The 16,364-nt window shown below is 47.3% G+C and carries 16 protein-coding genes; 2 read left to right on the top strand and 14 right to left on the bottom strand.

The genetic code is table 11. From position 1 onward, the window contains the following. Window positions 1-9 precede the first annotated feature (9 nt). Genes EIO64_RS04800 through EIO64_RS04790 form a run of 3 tightly spaced genes read right to left on the bottom strand, consistent with a single transcriptional unit; the run spans window position 10 to window position 1,018 of the window. Window positions 10-372, bottom strand: coding sequence for a hypothetical protein (locus EIO64_RS04800; protein ID WP_136890898.1), 363 nt, complete (start codon window positions 370-372; stop codon window positions 10-12). Beyond that, on the bottom strand, window positions 369-809 hold the full coding sequence (locus tag EIO64_RS04795; RefSeq protein WP_249390806.1) for a helix-turn-helix domain-containing protein: 441 nt from the start codon (window positions 807-809) through the stop codon (window positions 369-371). Before EIO64_RS04795 ends, EIO64_RS04800 begins: the two co-directional genes overlap by 4 nt. Then, the gene (locus EIO64_RS04790) at window positions 809-1,018 is read right to left on the bottom strand and encodes a helix-turn-helix domain-containing protein (RefSeq protein ID WP_136890896.1); all 210 of its coding nucleotides are present in this window, start codon (window positions 1,016-1,018) and stop codon (window positions 809-811) included. The genes EIO64_RS04795 and EIO64_RS04790 overlap by 1 nt, the downstream gene beginning before the upstream one ends. 127 nt (window positions 1,019-1,145) lie before the next feature. Here EIO64_RS04790 and EIO64_RS04785 point away from each other — a divergent pair, with 127 nt between their 5' ends. Both EIO64_RS04785 and EIO64_RS04780 read left to right on the top strand, forming a co-directional pair. Next, entirely contained in the window at window positions 1,146-4,226 is a 3,081-nt protein-coding gene (locus EIO64_RS04785; RefSeq protein WP_249390805.1) for an RNA dependent RNA polymerase, read from the top strand. Further along, window positions 4,219-5,088 carry a hypothetical protein gene (locus EIO64_RS04780; protein ID WP_136890895.1) on the top strand — a complete coding sequence of 290 codons (870 nt, stop codon included), beginning with the start codon at window positions 4,219-4,221 and terminating at the stop codon, window positions 5,086-5,088. The genes EIO64_RS04785 and EIO64_RS04780 overlap by 8 nt, the downstream gene beginning before the upstream one ends. 111 nt (window positions 5,089-5,199) lie before the next feature. Here the strand turns inward: EIO64_RS04780 and EIO64_RS04775 are convergent, their stop codons facing one another. From EIO64_RS04775 to EIO64_RS04725, 11 genes are all read right to left on the bottom strand, one after another. After that, window positions 5,200-5,376, bottom strand: a complete 177-nt coding sequence (locus EIO64_RS04775) for a hypothetical protein (RefSeq protein ID WP_170180087.1) — start codon at window positions 5,374-5,376, stop codon at window positions 5,200-5,202. A gap of 17 nt (window positions 5,377-5,393) precedes the next feature. After that, window positions 5,394-5,615 carry a hypothetical protein gene (locus EIO64_RS04770; RefSeq protein ID WP_136890894.1) on the bottom strand — a complete coding sequence of 74 codons (222 nt, stop codon included), beginning with the start codon at window positions 5,613-5,615 and terminating at the stop codon, window positions 5,394-5,396. Between the two features lie 366 nt (window positions 5,616-5,981). Then, window positions 5,982-6,197: a hypothetical protein gene (locus EIO64_RS04765; RefSeq protein ID WP_136890893.1), complete on the bottom strand. Its 216-nt coding sequence runs from the start codon at window positions 6,195-6,197 to the stop codon at window positions 5,982-5,984. A gap of 30 nt (window positions 6,198-6,227) precedes the next feature. Further along, on the bottom strand, window positions 6,228-6,506 hold the full coding sequence (locus EIO64_RS04760) for a DUF6550 family protein (protein ID WP_207754068.1): 279 nt from the start codon (window positions 6,504-6,506) through the stop codon (window positions 6,228-6,230). A gap of 134 nt (window positions 6,507-6,640) precedes the next feature. Beyond that, entirely contained in the window at window positions 6,641-6,964 is a 324-nt protein-coding gene (locus EIO64_RS04755) for a DUF6809 family protein (RefSeq protein ID WP_249390804.1), read from the bottom strand. 279 nt (window positions 6,965-7,243) lie between these two features. Continuing rightward, a complete protein-coding gene (locus EIO64_RS04750) occupies window positions 7,244-7,627 on the bottom strand; it encodes a very short patch repair endonuclease (RefSeq protein WP_333635469.1) in 384 nt (127 codons plus the stop codon). A gap of 31 nt (window positions 7,628-7,658) precedes the next feature. Then, on the bottom strand, window positions 7,659-9,275 hold the full coding sequence (locus EIO64_RS04745) for a DNA cytosine methyltransferase (protein WP_136890891.1): 1,617 nt from the start codon (window positions 9,273-9,275) through the stop codon (window positions 7,659-7,661). A gap of 3 nt (window positions 9,276-9,278) precedes the next feature. Continuing rightward, a complete protein-coding gene (locus tag EIO64_RS04740; RefSeq protein WP_136890890.1) occupies window positions 9,279-11,051 on the bottom strand; it encodes an AIPR family protein in 1,773 nt (590 codons plus the stop codon). Then, window positions 11,041-12,060 carry a PD-(D/E)XK motif protein gene (locus EIO64_RS04735; RefSeq protein ID WP_136890889.1) on the bottom strand — a complete coding sequence of 340 codons (1,020 nt, stop codon included), beginning with the start codon at window positions 12,058-12,060 and terminating at the stop codon, window positions 11,041-11,043. Before EIO64_RS04735 ends, EIO64_RS04740 begins: the two co-directional genes overlap by 11 nt. Continuing rightward, entirely contained in the window at window positions 12,044-14,863 is a 2,820-nt protein-coding gene (locus tag EIO64_RS04730; RefSeq protein WP_136890888.1) for a Z1 domain-containing protein, read from the bottom strand. The genes EIO64_RS04735 and EIO64_RS04730 overlap by 17 nt, the downstream gene beginning before the upstream one ends. Continuing rightward, complete coding sequence (locus EIO64_RS04725) at window positions 14,860-16,332, bottom strand: ATP-binding protein (RefSeq protein WP_136890887.1); 1,473 nt, start codon at window positions 16,330-16,332, stop codon at window positions 14,860-14,862. The genes EIO64_RS04730 and EIO64_RS04725 overlap by 4 nt, the downstream gene beginning before the upstream one ends. Window positions 16,333-16,364: the final 32 nt, after the last annotated feature.

The raw sequence follows: 16,364 nt of genomic DNA, 5'->3' as shown, positions 1-16,364 counted from the left end.
AAAAGGCAGTCATCCCGCTTGGTCAAGCATCCATGGCGCATCACCCCCTTCCGGGCAAAACACGCTGCGGTAGGTACCGCTGTCCGGCACCATGCCACGCTCCAGCATGATCTCACTTTGCAGCAAGCGCACACACAGCTCCGCATAGACACTTCGCATCTCGTCCCGGCTCCGACGGGCAACGGCTTTTTGCTCATCGGTCAGATCACCGTAGTGCTCATCGCAGAGGAACAGGCGAAGCTCTTCTTCGTCGATGGGGTCGGCATGATCCTTGTTCCACGCCCACCGAATGTAGTGCATCGTGTCGTGCGTGCGACGGAGAACCATCATCGGGTCATGGTCTACAATGAAGTTCGCAAGTTGCTGCATCATGCGCTTTCCTCCTTTTTGTTCTGCTGATTCAACTCGACCAGCCGCTTCTCTGCCTGTGCCCGCTCCATATCACGCTCCGCCTGCAGAAATTGCCGCTGGTAGTTCAGCTCCAGCGCTTCCTGAATGGGACGGATGGTATAGATGAGACTGCCGTTGCGCACGCGGCCGTCCTTCGTGGTGATGGTGCTGGGCTCCGTGCGGATGAGGCCCTTCTCTTCCAGCCCGGCCACATATTTTCGCACGGTGTTTTCGCTCAGCTGCACCGACCGACCGATGGTGCGGTAGCTGGGATGGCACTGATAGGTCCTGCGATCCTCGCAGCGCAGAAGGTAATTGTAGACGGCAATCTCGTGAGAAGTGAGACCGAGATTGAAGACTTCGTTTGGGACGAGATAGTAGTGCTTGTTCGGATCCCGCTTAGGCCAGCGCTGGAACATCAGGCATCACCTCCTGTCTGCGCATCGACCCATCGGCGGAATTTTTCTTTTGGTACCACGATGCGGCTGCCGATCCGCAGTGCGGGGAAGCCCGTCTCGTGCATGAGTTCGTAGGCGCTGGAGATGGACACGCCCAGCACCTGCGCCACCGTGTTCGCGTTGAGGAACAGCGGCAGCTGGTCATAGTTGGTGAATGTGGATTCTTGCATTGGATTCCTCCTTTATAATTTTTATTGAGAGCTGCAAGCAAAAAGCTCCCACTGAAAAAGTGGGAGCAGTATCCATATTGCAAATTTGGAACCTCATGATAGAATAGAAGCATCAGGAGGTGAGCCGATGCCGTTGATGAAATACAGGATCTACGAGCTGTCCGCCAGAGCCGTGATCAGCTATGGCAGGCAGCAGGACGGGACATATACCTTCCATCTCAGCGCCGCCGAGACAGAGAAATGCAAATCACTTTCCGCGCCCCATGAGCAGGACGATAACGCACTGTTCTATCAGACCATGTGCGTGCTGCACGGCGACGCTTTCACCGGAGCACCTGAAGGGCAGCTGGTGACCGACCTTTCGGATGTCATTTTCTATATGGACTTCTCCGGCATATTCGACCGGAGCGGTGCCAGAAAGAAACACCTGATTCGACAGGAGAAGGCCAAGGCCCTGTTCCGTCCCGAGGGCGTGAGCCTTGATTTTGGCTCCGACCCGCATCGATATCTCGCCTTTGAGCGGTCAGGCAGCATGAGCCGGCAGGCGCGGCTGTCCTTCATTCGGGAAGATTTTTTTGACGCCGTGCGTCGACGCATCATGATGGATATGACCATCGGTGACTGTCAGCTCAGCAAACTCTACGCCTACAACGGACTGATGCTGTCCAGCGGTATCCGCATTGACGGCATCGGCATTGACCGGCCCCACCGGGTGGTGGTCATCGACAATCCTACGCGCACAGAGCGGAATGTCAGCGTCATCACCGTAGAGGACGACGGAACGCAGAGCAGTACCCGCAAATATCACCGGGTGGAGAAAAAAGAGGACATCGAAATCACCTGCTTCGACGGCGAGGGGCTGATCTCAAAAGAATATGCCCGCGTCGTGGACGAGAAGCTGTGCGGGAAGAAAGTCCACACCTCATTCCAGATCCGTATGCCCTATGTCAAGGGTATGCTGCACGAGGTGGACTTCAAAGACTTCCTGACCCTCTGCGGGACGGACACCATCACCGATCTGTGGGGCATGGAGCATTCCGTCCGGGATGTGGACGTCATCCTCACCAAGAGCATGTTCAAGGGATACGGCTGGCTCACTGCCAGTGGCATGAACTGGGAGGACTACCGGGCGGTGTTTCGCAAGTACCGCCATGCGCTGTACATCACCAATGTGAGCAAGGAGAAACCGGAACAGACCACCGAGCTGAACTATCAGTTTCTGACCACCGTTTCCATTCAGGGTGACGAGTTCCGCCCCGCCGATCTGCCGGACGGCTGGGATCACAGCCCGGAGACGGACGAGCGAAATTGGCTCACCAAGCAGACGGAGCTACGGTACTATAACCTCTGCGCAAACCCGCAATTTCGGCAGAACTACTTTCTGGAGAAAGCGGATTGGATCAGCTGGTGGGAACGGCATCAGGGCAAAGACCAGATTCTTGCCGCCGTGCTGAAAAAGAATCCGCATTTCATCAACGAACCGGTCTATGCCAGGCGGCTGGAGGACGAAGCGGACAAGATCGTGGAGCAGTACGCCGTCGGCCGCCTGATCGTGGCGGGAGACAACCGTTATCTTTCCGGTGATCTTCTGGACTTTCTGGCATTTCTGCTCCCGACTGTTCCGCCGCGCAAACGCAGGCAACGGATGTTTTACAGCACCGTCATGACCGACCACTTCCCGGAGAGTTCCTTCTATGCACCCCAAGCGGCCTATGCCCATGACGACGCCTGCACGCTGCTACGCAATCCGCACATTGCCCGCAACGAGGAGCTACAGCTTTCCTTCTACGACGCGAAGGAAGAGAGAAAGCAGATGCGGCATTACTATTTCGGGCACCTGACGGATGTGGTGATGGTGGATTCCAATATGCTGGCTGCGGAGCGGCTGGGCGGCGCTGACTACGACGGTGATATGATCAAGACCATATCTGATCCAATCCTGAATGCCTGCGTCCGCCGCAACTACAACCTCTACCGCTACGAGAAACACAAATCCCTCACCAACACAGAGAACATTCCTCTGCTGATGATCCCTACGGCCCAGCCCCAGATCCGCAGTGCCGACGACTGGGAGGCACGCTTTGAGACCGTTCGCAGCACCTTTTCCTCCCGCGTCGGTCAGATCTGCAATGCCGCGCTGGATCGCAGCATCATTGCCTACAACGAAAACTCCGACGCCGAGGAGCGGGAGCGCTGCCGGGAGGAGACGGAAACATTAGCCATCCTTACCGGGCTGGAGATCGACTCGGCTAAGAGCGGCATCCGCCCCGATCTGGATGAGTACCTGACCCACAAGACCGTCAAGCGCAGTGCCTTCCTCAAATATAAGACGCTGGTAGAGGAGGCGGAGACCCGGCGCGCCTGGTACGAGCCTACCCATGCGGCCAAGGTAAAGGCGTTTTTCAAAAAGGTGGATTGGGACGAGGTGGACTCCAATGTGGAGCGCCTGCCGTATCTGGCACAGCAGCTGAAAAAGAACACGCCGCGCATCAAGGCAAAGCCCGCCAAGGACGAAGAATTGTTTTCCTTCGCTCGGCAGCCGGACTGGAAGGAACAGTTAAACTCCGATAAGCTGGCGGCAGTGGATGCGCTGCTGCGGGATTACGATGCCTGCCTCTCCCGCATCCGGGCCTGCCGCGTTCCGTTGAAGGAGAAAAAGCGGAAGAGCGATGTGGAGCGCATTCTATATGCCAGAGGGCAGGAGGATGCATACGATCCTGACGAGCTGTACGCTCTGTTCGGCAGCCTGCCGCCGGAAAAGGTGTCCGCCCTGCTGTATGCCATGCGGGAGCAGGCCTGGCACCTCATGGACGAGGATGCACGGGAGCGTTTCCTGCGGGAATGGCTGCCGGTGCCGGAGTTTGAGGATATTTACGATCTGCTGACCGATTTCCGCTTCGGCGGCTACCGCATCCTCGGAGACATTGTCTGTGATATAGAGGAAGAGAACACCGGCAGGGAGAAAAAGCAGCTGTTCCGCGAAAGCGACTCGAAAGCCTTCACCGCCATGATGAGCGCCTTCGCGGACAAATCCGCCTCCCAGAGCTACCGTGATGCGGTGACGGCTAAGTGCCGGGAGTTATTGACCGCGATTGTAAGACCGGCTCTGGCCGTGCGCTATGTGGTCGCTCTCGGCAGACGTGACCTGCTGTGGGATCTACTGCCGGAGTATATCGAGAAAAATGTTCTGGAGGTGCGGGATGATTAACGAACGGGAGGAATTCTGCGCATATACCGGAACGGTTTCCTATACCGCCAGCAGGAAGAGCGATACGACATGGCTGGGCCGTTTCACCTTTGCCACGATCCTGGAGTTTGAGGGAATGGCTCGGATTCTGACCATCCTGGCCCGCGGATACCTGTTCCACGGGGAGGATGGAGCAATCCTTTCGGGTGATTCGCATAATCGGATCGACCACGCCCGCCGTGCGCTCTGCGCCTGGTGCAGTGTGCCAGAGGACGGAAAGCGTGTGCAGGACAAGGAGTGGCAGTTCCAGACGGACTTTTCGGAGCTGCATACAGAGTTCCCGGAGCTGGTGGATGCGGATGGGGTCGGCTGGTTCCTCCGTCATGTTCTCCGTGCGGCGGACTTCATGCTGACGCACCCGGAAAAGGTGCGCAGCACCTCGCTCAAGTATGTGGAGGTCATTCGCTCAAAGTTTGCCGCCGCATGGCGAAGCAAGGTGATGCAATATCAGATCCCGATTTTTGCGTCCCAAACCAAGGGCGCCTGGACACTGCGCTTTGATGATGTCCTTGCCGATGCGTTGGAGCTGGGACCGCTGCGCAGAGAGGAGCCGGAGCTGCCGCCTGAACTGACAGAGAAAGTGAAAGCGGCGCTTCCGAAGGAAATTCCAGCCGAGGTCGTCTGTACGCTGATCCGCTATTACCTCGCCAACCGTCAGGATGATAGCGAATGGGTCGTCCTGCCGGTGGCAAGCTTTGACGCCTACTTCGGGGACACCAGCTTCAGCAAGAAATATCTGCCCAAGATCCCGCCGGAGATCGTGGAGCGGAGCAGCGCCTTCGGCATGAGCCGGTATCGGATCACAGAAGAATATCTGCCATAGGATACAGACAGCGGGACAAGCCTTTACGGCCTGTCCCGCTGCTTTCTCTGCCCGGATTGAAAGTGTTTTCCTTGTCTATGGCGGCTCAATCGCTGAGCTGCCGCCTATGCTCTACTCCTCGTCATCATCGGGCCACGAGGAGATCATGTGAATATCCCCGGTGTCCATGTCCATCGCCATGTGATCTCCCATGCGCATCATGAGATTCCCATCGGAGTCCATCGCCATGCTGTCAGAAATGCTCATGGCGAAGTCGCCGTCATCGTAGTCGAAAATGTACTTTGACATACCGTGCACCTCCAATTTTAATCATCGTATTCCGGATAGTCAGGCGCCCACTCGGGCATCCAATGCGCTTTGTTTCTGCGGTTTGCATTGTGAGTTCTCTGGTACGATCTGTGGTTCGGATTCATCTGATTGGCCCGATTGTCAGCGTCAGCTTGATATGCCTTGTTATTGGGATTATGCAGATTTGCCCAGTGATCCAGTTGTGCTTTGGTATGTGTTTTTCCTGATACCTTTCCCATAATCAGCCTCCTTTCTGAACCGAAAAAAGCCCACGCACTTTGCTTCGTGCGTGGACTGCGATCATCCGGAAGACCGCTTTGCACGCAACAAAACAAACCCGACGAAAGAACACTTTCTCCGGTTCGATTTTGTGGTGCAAAGCATCGAAACAACAGGGGGACAACGACAGTCAACCAGCAAACTGCTTTCTCAATTCCATAATGAGAATTTGATTGGAATCAATAGTTTCGAGGATTTACTCATTTGTCCGCTAAATTGTCTATATCACTACATAGGTTCAATATGATTCGTACTCTCATGATACGAATGGTTGAAGCTTAGGATAGTCCAACAATTCAGCATTAACATGGTAACATAAATCGAAATCAAATGCAATAGGCAACTGCAAATTGAGAAACGATACTGCCGATTTCCGCGGTTTCTATTACAAATCCCCACACTATCGCCCCGCAAGCAGGTGCGCACATGAGTTCTTTCATCGTGCGCCGGATGGCGCTTTTCAATTCCACACCGACAAAAAAAGTGGTTGGTATCACATTTTGATACCAACCACTTTTCGGTGCAGCAACTTTCGTAATCAAGCAGCTTAACCGCTCCCAGCAGCTCCTGTTTCAGCCCATGCTCCCGATTTTATTGCCATTTTCGTACATATCCGCGGCATACTCGCGGTGATTCGGCCCCTCGTATGGTACCCAACCAAAGCCCGGAATATAGACCTCGTCGCCGGGCTGCAGCTCTATGGTCGGCTGCGGTGCGGGAGGCGCAGGCTCCGGCTGCGGCGTTTCGACCGCAGGTGTCGGCTCTGCCGGTGTGGGGACAGGAACGGCGCCAAGCTCCTCGTCCGGCTCTGCCCGCGGCGTTTCCGTATTTTTCCTTTCTGCCGTTGTCACAGCATCCGTTTTCGGAGCAGCTGCGGCGTGCGTTGGTATTGGGGCGGGTCGTTCCTCCCGTGTGTCTGGCTGCGGCCACACAGCGGCACACAGGGCCAAGCAAGCGGTAATCACAGCTGTCACGATGCGCTTCTTCATTGTTCATCATCCTCCTTTTTGAACGTAAAACGAGCGCCCGGTTTCTCTGCCGCTTGGCAGCGCGCCGGACGCTCATCGTCATAGTGATTCAATTCTGCGGACAGCCGCCACGCCAGCCGAAATCCGGAGATGAAGCTGTCGAGCGAAGTGTCCTCCGAAATATGATCCTTGGCATCGATGATCTTCAGCACCAATCGGCGCTCCGGCTTGCCCAGCGCCTCAATGAGCGCGCGGTGGCATTCTTCGATTTCCCGCTTCGTCGCCGCCAGCTCCGGCGGGGTGTAGAAGCAGTCGTACAGATCCTTCAGCAGTTTGTTCATGTGCTCGCCTCCTTGCAGCACAAACATATACCACAGGTCAGCAGGAATAGCTACTGAAATTTTTAAGAAAAATAGCGACTGAAGCATTGCATTTCAGTCGCTATTTGGGATGTGGGGTACTCATGATGCGGGCTCCCATCTGAGCTATACCCCCATATGGAAGAGAATGTAAATATTGAGTTTTAAGTGCGGGGGTTGTTTACCGCTTCAACCGGGCTCGCAGGTTAACTATGCCCCTTCAAGAAGCAAGATTTCAGAATCAAAACATTTCTCTGTTTGTTAGCTTTTACTCTGTTGGATTTTTGTTATAAGCAGATTTAAGTTTTCTTCTCGCACAGCTCTTTTCAGTTCACATTCCCAAACTGTAATGACATTCCACCCTAAGGCCTTCAATTCTTCGGTATTCTTTTTATCGCGCTCAACATTCCGCAGGATTTTAGGTCTCCAGTAGTCTTGATTTGAACTCGGCCACACAAATCTGGAGCAATCATGTCTATGCCAAAAGCACCCGTTAACAAAAATGACAGTATGATATTTAGGCAGCACTATATCCGGACACCCTGGGAGCTTCTTCACATTTTTTCGATATCTGAGCCCTTGTGAAAAAAGATATTTCCTCACAATTTCTTCCGGTTTTGAATTTGTGCTGCGAATATGGGACATATTCATGCTCCGGACTTCTTTAGAGTGATTATCAGCCATTTCTTTCACGACCAGCTAAATTCTTTTCCAAAATCTGAGCGAGTTTTTCTGCTATCGACTTAGCCATAATTGGAGGAACAGCGTTGCCAACTTGTTGATACTGCTTATCCTTTGACCCACAGAACACAAAACTATCTGGGAATGTCTGCAATCGCGCGGCTTCTCTAACACTTATCGCCCGATCCTGCGTTGGATGAATCCACATTGACTTTCTAACGTTGACCACTGTCCCGCTTGGTTCATCATAATTTAGTCTAAGGTAGATTGTATTCTGAGTCCGTGCAGCATCTGTATAGGTATTCGTTTTCATAGAGTCTTTAAGTGAATGAAAATTCTGCCCTTGTTTAAGAGCACGAAAGCGCTCCATCGCAGTATCAGTTGTTTTCGTGACCATGTGATTTCTTAGGATTAAGGAGTTACGCAAAGATGAAGCAAGTTCACTAAGGTTTTCCTTGGGCTGTAGTACAATGCCATTTTGGTCATCAGCAAGATCAATAACCGGCTTGACATCTTCCAGGTCGCTAATTGCATCCCTTACTGTACGATATTCATCTGCGTCAAAATGCCCCTTGGGCAAAGCAATTTTTGCAGAAATACTACGTTTTATTCCTATAACAACAAAACGCATTCTTTTTTGAGGTGCACCATAATCAGCAGCGCAAAGAACATCGCTATAAATCACGTAATCATTTTCTGGAGCTTCGAGGATTTTTTTCAGGTAATCATAAACTGCGAATGAACGTATTTGGGCGGCTAAGCCATTATCTTGAACATATTTGTCTACAACAATGTTATTCTCAAATATTTCTTGAGCCTTGCTCAGCATTCGCTGGATCATTATGGACGGTTCAATCTTATCTTTTATTCTATCAATAGCCAGTCTTCCCTCATAGAAGTCCACTACCGCCTGAAATGCTGTTTTTGCTTCTGCAAAAACATGATCATTCTCTGCAATCGTTAAATACCGCTCTGCTCTTTTAAGTAATTTTTTCTTATGTTTATCCAATGCTTTTTGCATTTTAGCGGCGCTTCTTGATGCCTTGTAAATAACATTCAACAGGTAATAATCTTCTTCTGCCCAAAGATACTTCGAAATTTCTTTTTCCGACTGCACAATAGTCAGTGCTTTTTCGAACATAAACTTCGCATCCAGCAAATGCAGAAGAGTATCCTTTACTGGGATGTTGCAGCGCTCAATGGTCTCTTCATCGCGCTTTTCCATATAAAATCGATGTACTTCGGAACTCAACATGCTTACATTTTCCATAACAAAAGCCTTTGGTTGCAGTTCCAAAATTGCACGTAAATATTGCTTCACAAGCATATTATTTTGGCTAATCGCATGGTTTTTCTGGCGATTAGCATTGGAAAATCCCTGACATGGAGGGCCACCAATTACAACATCAATAGCGCCATATTTGCGCATAATGTCACTATAGTTGGCCGAGCATACATCACCTAAAACTTCTACGCCTGGATGATTCAAGCGATATGTATCTTGCATATAGGGACTATTCTCAAAAGCCACTTTAATATCATATTTTCCTGTTTGCATGAACCCAAGACTGAGTCCCCCCGCTCCGGCAAACAGATCTACCGCTGTGTACATATCTTATCTTGCTCCTGCTTTATCTTTTTGTGCTTCAAAGCGCTTTTGCAGCAGTTCCCAACAATCCTCTTTTTTACACCATTGACCGATATTCACACCGGGTACACTGGGATTTTGGAAATGCTCCCATACAAAATAAGCCAAGGTTTCGATTATCTTCGCTGTTTCTGCATTAATATCTTGATTGTTCCAAATTTCCTGAGGATTTATAAGATCCGAATAGTATTTCCCGATAAGCGCAACAGTATAGTAATCTTGCTGAGCCTTGAAACCACCGAATTTCAAGCTTTTTATAATATCATCACATCGATTAAATAAAATCACTCTTGAAATCATTTCGATGTAACTCTGTTCAGACGGTTCTGGAAATTCGCCTTTGGAAACCATATCTGAGAAAAACACAAAGTTTGTTTCCAGCCCTTTGCTTACGATATATGGATATCCAGACCACGCCATGACGCACTTTGCGGCAACAGTTTTTGAAATACAGCGATTCTTGGGGCATCGACTTTTGAATTGATCTTTTGCCGCTTTGGTTGGCTGTCTGCTCAGTTCAACAAGGTACTGACCTCGGGCACGCTCATAAAACCACTGATCGGTAGGCTTACCTTTTGCTACTGGAATATAGGTACTTCTGGACAGCCGTTCCATTTTCACATGATAGACATCATTTGCATTAAAGTCAGACATATTGATTTTATTCTGACTATTGGCATATTTAGATATATTCTGAATAATACCATCCGCTTGCTCTTTCTGTTTAATGACAGATAGCTTTATTTGAACATGCACTTTTTCCAGAGGCAGTTTTGCTTGAAATGCATTATAAATAGACGCCGTTGTTTGTCCGCCGTTTACTATCTGCCACCCAGTAATTTCGGTGATGGTCACTAAATCGTCATGGCTGCTTGCTTCGTCAATAACAATACTATCTGCAACTGTAGAAATACCGTTGTTATATGCCATAAACATTTCGGGACTACTTGCCAAGGACATTTTAATACCCTTATTGACCTTGCCAGTTGCTTGCAGAAACGAACGAACATTCTTTTGAATTAGTTCTTGCCCTTCATCCTTGTAAATGCGAGCCAGTAGTTCCCCGGAAATGACACCAATATAGCAGTCATAGATATCATTGCTCCCATTTACTTTAATTAGATGCAACGGAGCAGCATACTTCTTCTTTAGCTTTATAACAAGCTGACGTTCTACTGCTGTTCCGCTGAATATACTCTGATAAAGGCGTTCAATATCCCAGACATCAAACTTAATGGAAATCTTTCCGTAAGAAATATCCTCTGGAACGAATTGTACCACTTCGTCATTCGTCAGAAAAATAATATTCACTGTCTCAATATCCGCTCTATGTGCCTTAATAAACTCATAGGCTTGATACCCATCACTGGACTCTTCTAATTCCTCGAAATAATTCGTTTGGCAGGTCTTATAGAATTTTACTGCTTTTCGCATCAGTTTATCAAGCTCTGTTTTTTTGATTTTATCTGGTATGGCTTTAGCCTGATACTTGCTGACGAGTAGCGTCAATGAACGAAAATACTCACTGAAGGCATAACCGTCCAAACGCATATTCTCAGAATCTTTTTTGAAATCAACGAGAGTGCAGTCCGAAACAAGTGTTTCTCCGGTTTCAGTCAGATATGACAAGAAAAGTGTCTTAAACGCTGTGTTAACAGAGACGGGGCCGTTGGTTTTCACATAATCTTGCACTTCCTCGCGCAGTTCGCTGTAAAACTCCAATATTTTATCATTCAACATTGTTAACCCCTCCCTTCAACTTTGCAAACACGCTATTTTTGTTGACCGCAAATGGCATGCACTGAGCAACACTAATCGTATAAGTTAGATCTGTTACACCTGTGGGCACCGCAGCTTTTGTGATTCGTGCAAATCCATCTTTAACAGTAAAATAGTATTGATCACGGACAAAATAACCGGCACCATAATAATCCGCAGCCGCATCATAGTACCCATACTTTTGAATTTTTTCTGTGAAGGTCTGTGCTGTCTGTGGAATATGTGAAATTGCCCGACGGATCCGCTCTATAATGTCTGGCAGCTTATCCCCTGCACTTTGACTTTTTCGAAACGCATAAAAACGCAGGAATAACTTTCCGGGAATATCATTGTTGTCAAGTTGATATTCACTGCTGATATGTGCATAGTACGGAGCCTGAGAAGAAGTTGTTTTCACCTCAACCGCATTAGACGAGAAGTAGAAATCATGAGTCTCGTCATTACTGCCAGCCCATTGAGAAACAGCCATTGGTCCAAATACTTCAAGGCATTCTTCTAAAAACAGCAGTTCTCCATACAGCCCTTGCTGGCGTTCTTCAGACATAATAAGATCTTTATCTGTCTTGAAGAATTCTCTCCATTTGGTCAAAACCGCAGCAATAACTGCAAAGGAGTCTTCTGCAACGGAGCATTTCTCCAGTTCGCTTCGCAAGTTCTCAATGACAATTTCGAAAATATCAGTTGCACTTCCTGGTAACTGCATTACATTTACATACTCCTGATCAGTACCATAGGCAGGAAGTTTAGCGATGACGATGTCAACGCCTTTCCAGCGAGGGAATTGATTTGCCGTTGCTTTAGCGTCAACTGAGAAAAACGCTCCCCGCATGTATGTAAGTGTATTAATAGAGAATGCAATATTAATTCCGTTGGAGAGTTTCAACATTCTCATGGCGTAAACAGAATTAGGCCGAGAGTTTTTTGCAATATCCGTACATATTTCTTTATAGATGTCAGCCGTAAAACTCATCGTTATCTTTCTCCAGTGCTATATCGTTCATCCGATAAGACTTTAGATTACCTTTTCCTTTTCTATCAGGAAACACAGCTGCGAAGCCAAATGGGGTATTGTGATCTTCTTTCTGAGCAGTTAGTTTTCCTGCATCTGCAATTGGATAGAGGATTAACAATCCTTGATCAAAAGACCGCGTTTCCTTTCGAATTTTTTCGTTGACCCGATTAATGGATGGATCAGCCGAGTACATTTCTCGGAGCTCATGTTCCTTGTCGAGCTGTGCCTGACTGTAATCAAAATACTCGTGCCCAGCGGATGTCATGGTGTGTATTGAACAGGTTGTCTCAAAAGAAGATACACCAGCACCTTCTTTTCTGAGAATACCCGCACCAACATCAAGTCCCGCAATAGAAAATGGCTCTCCGTTTCCGCTGACATTTATAAGGCAGACGGTCCAATTTTTTACTCCGCCAAGACCATCTACATTCATCGCACGCACATAGTCTGCCATATACTTACTATTGGCGCGAGTAGCCGTTTTCGATGTTTCATAGCCTTCGAAGAAATTAGCAACATCATAAGCCGATACATCCATCCAAAAATAATGATCACCTGGGTGCGTTCTCTTAAGACGAGCTTCATACTGTTCACTTGAAACTCTGCATCCCGCTATGGAATACAGCAGATTCTCAACTGTTGCAAAATTGCGGTCATATTGGGAACCGTCAATATCGAAAACGCGTGTCTGGCTAAGCTTGCAGCTGAAGTCTCTTTTTACCTCAAGACCCGTCTTTAGTTTGTTTTTACTTGTAATCTCTAAAGAGGGATGACTTGCGACACGCAGGCCAAAATCTGCTGGAGTCTGATCTACATCATTCATAAAATCAAACTGTCCAGCCAAGTCCTCGGTTGCCATAGAAATGTGAGAAAAAAGTCCTCTTAGCCCTGGCGTTGTATATAGGCGACACGCATCCAAATAGCCAGGACGGAAGCCAAACCAGCGCCCCATTTGCATAAGAGTATCATAAGTATTAGAGCTTCTCGTGAAGTAACTGATAGTTAATCCCTCAAGCGTCAGGCCTCGGGACAGTTTGTCCCCGCCAATGACAATAACATTAAATGGCTTTCCTTCGTTGTTTTTGTATAGCAGAGCATCCTCGCTTTTTCCGTTGACACTGTATATTTTAATTTCTTTCTTTGCTACGATTCTCCTAATTTCATCCCAAATATCATCCCATTCAATATCTGCACAATCAGACATATATTTACTGAATTGAGAACGTAATGCAGCTGTTGTCTCAAGGTAATCATTTTCCCAAATCGTCTTCAGTTCATCATAGATACCTGAGTCGCCATATCGGATGAAGTTGGCAAGTTCATCTTGGTAGTATGCAGCAACTTTCTTTTTTACTGCATTTTGCTGAGAAACGAAACGCACAATGTGAATCAACATCGTATTGGGTTTATTAATTTGTCCTCTGCAATTACGAAGCGCGGTGGATATCAAGAAACATTTCACTGCTTTTTTTAGCTCTTCTGGTATGTTGCCAACAGGATCTCCTGCTTTAGTACCCTTACCAAGGTAAGAAGCTCCCGCGATAATATCTCTGCACAAAGGCATTACCGGCGTATTTTCATCGCCGCTTAATCCAAAAAACTCTCGGGCACCGATATACTGATCCGCCCGCGGTGTTCTGAAAACAAAGTTGCGAGGGAAGAGATCTGTTCCATATCGCTCAGAGTTAATATGCGGTGGTATAAAAATGTTGGCGAACGGAGTAGCTGTATATCCAACATAAGATCTGCACTCAAATGTTTTAAGAATTTCTCGAATCAGTCCATTTATTGTTGTAGGATTATAATCATCAAGAAGATTACCCTTCTCATCATAACTATCGTTTGTATTAATGGAGGCCTGGTCTGCTTCATCATCAATTATGAGCGCCGGATATTTAGCTGTTATAATTTTTTTGCCGTCAATTACTTCGGCACATTGGTTTTTTCGGAAAAAGCGCAGGATACGACGCAAAACCGTTGCATTTTTCTTTGTAACAATAATAAACGGCGGAACCATGGAGACGCCTTCTGTAGTTTTATTTACATCGCCTTTTTCATCACGGGTTGTAATGGACTGCACTATCGTTTTCACGCGGTTGTGCGCACCTATCCCAACACCAATAACATTCGGTTCCCTAATCATATCGGCCAAGTTTTCCAAGCTTGTCTCATAGCCCAAAACTTCTTCATCAATACGTGATTGCGTCTGGCTGCGTAGGCTATTATGAATGCCAGTCAACACTACTACAATTCTATACCCCGCATCAACCGCTTTATTGATCAGCCCAATGTAATGTGCGGTCTTACCAGATTGTATATAACCAAAGACCATGCCCATGCGATCACATGCTCTACCACTTCGTGGGTTTGCAAGTGCGTTCATTATCTCGTCAGTGGACGAATCAATATCCTGCACTGCAGTTAAACTCCAAGAAGGTTTTCTATTTAAGTAGTCATAATATCGCTGCCAATACTCAGGTATGAATTTTTCCGTTTTTTTAAGTTTACTCCACCAAGTTTTATCATCAAGTTCTGGGGACACAACACCTATTGATGGCTCGGTATATGCAGTGATTTCTCTAAAAAGAAACTGTGCAAATAACTCTTTATCCGAAATAATAAAGCTGTATTTCTCCGTTGTCTCTGTTACTGCAGCGCCAATATCAGTATTCTGTTCCTGAATTAACTTTTCGCAAAACTTGAAGGCACTTATGTAAAGATCAACTTCATGCGGGGCTAAGCCCTTAGGCACGTTTATCATTCGGCTTCCTCCAACAACTCAATAATCTCATTACGGAGATGACGGTAATTCACCATATCCAGTAAGGTGGACCTTGTTTCTTCTTTTGTAAATCCTTGAGACAGAAACAACGCGATGTATTCTTTTAATTCGGATATCTCCACTTGATATTCAAGTGAGGCTTTATTTACTGCAGTTTCAGTCGATTTTTGCAGCGAGTCTGTTACACCAGACAGCATAAACGGTGCAAAATTTTCTACCAGAGTTAAATACGCTGACAACGCAGCTGCGCCATCTGTGTCAAGATGCTTTTTGACCTCGGTGAGCAAGGCATGTTTACGGTTAATATGGAAGGAATAGCGCCCATTCTTTTTTCGCTGTTCCCAAACATAACTTAGGTTCGGTGCACTTATATTAGATTTTGAGTATGTCCCACGGGAGTTATAGACACGAGCGGACGCCTCCGTACAAATATCAATAGCCCGTTCCACAGTGTCTCGAACATACCCAGGTAAAGAGGCTGTTGATTTTTTAATGTCAATTTTCCACTCTTCATCACTAACAGAAGATATATCAACTTTAATCCTTGCAAGATTGTATGCTGGCTCTTTCTTGATATAATCAAACCATGTACCACAAATTATAAGTCTACGATTTCTATAGACATACACACCCTGATGATAGTTCCACCCTTTTGCACCGCCCGCAGCTTGATAGTCATCATCCGAGGCAAACTTGGTTCTATGGGGAAGAACATATGGCTGAATTACAACTTCAGATGCACCATCGTCTGACCATATAGTTTCATCTGCAAGCTCTTGAGTGGCATTATTATTGATAACGAACGGGTTCCATGGTTGAATCTCTGTTCCATTGATGCGAATAACAAGGCCATCTTCCTCAATGAACCGATGAAAAATAAGGGCGAGATGCTTTTCAACTTTTTCCGCTGTTTTGCAAAACTTCTTTTTGGCCTTCGCTTCATCTAAAGAACCGATTACTCGATCAAGATTCTCAATACAAACAACAGTACCTTGCGCTCCAAGCCTGGATGAAATCTCGGCTATTGAGTCACTTTCCTCGATAATAAGATTCCACCCAATATCAGGTATTTTGTCTAAATCCCATGCAGCGTTACTGGTAGATTCCTCAAATCTGGTTACAACAGTAAGCCTTTTCCCCAATGAAAAGGCGGCAGTTTTCATGCCCATACCAAATCGCCCAAGATCAGTATCATCCCGCTGTTTCGACGGATCAGAAGACCCAATTCTCATATTCTCTATTAGGGCTTGTGCTGTCATACCAATACCATCATCAAGAATTAGAATTCGCATTTTCTCAGTCTCAAAGATAATATCAATATGCTTGGCTTTAGCAGAAATACAATTATCAACAATATCCGCAATTGCGGTTTCCTCTGTATATCCAACGGAGCGTAAAGAGGCCAATAGAAGCTTTGCTTCCGGAATCGACTGAATGATGTTTCCCATATGTATCCCTTTGTTATCAAGAATATTCTACT

Source organism: Dysosmobacter welbionis (assembly GCF_005121165.3).
In the GTDB taxonomy this organism is placed as follows: domain Bacteria; phylum Bacillota; class Clostridia; order Oscillospirales; family Oscillospiraceae; genus Oscillibacter; species Oscillibacter welbionis.
Note: the sequence above shows the minus strand (reverse complement) of the source record. Positions and strands in the feature narration are given on the sequence as shown.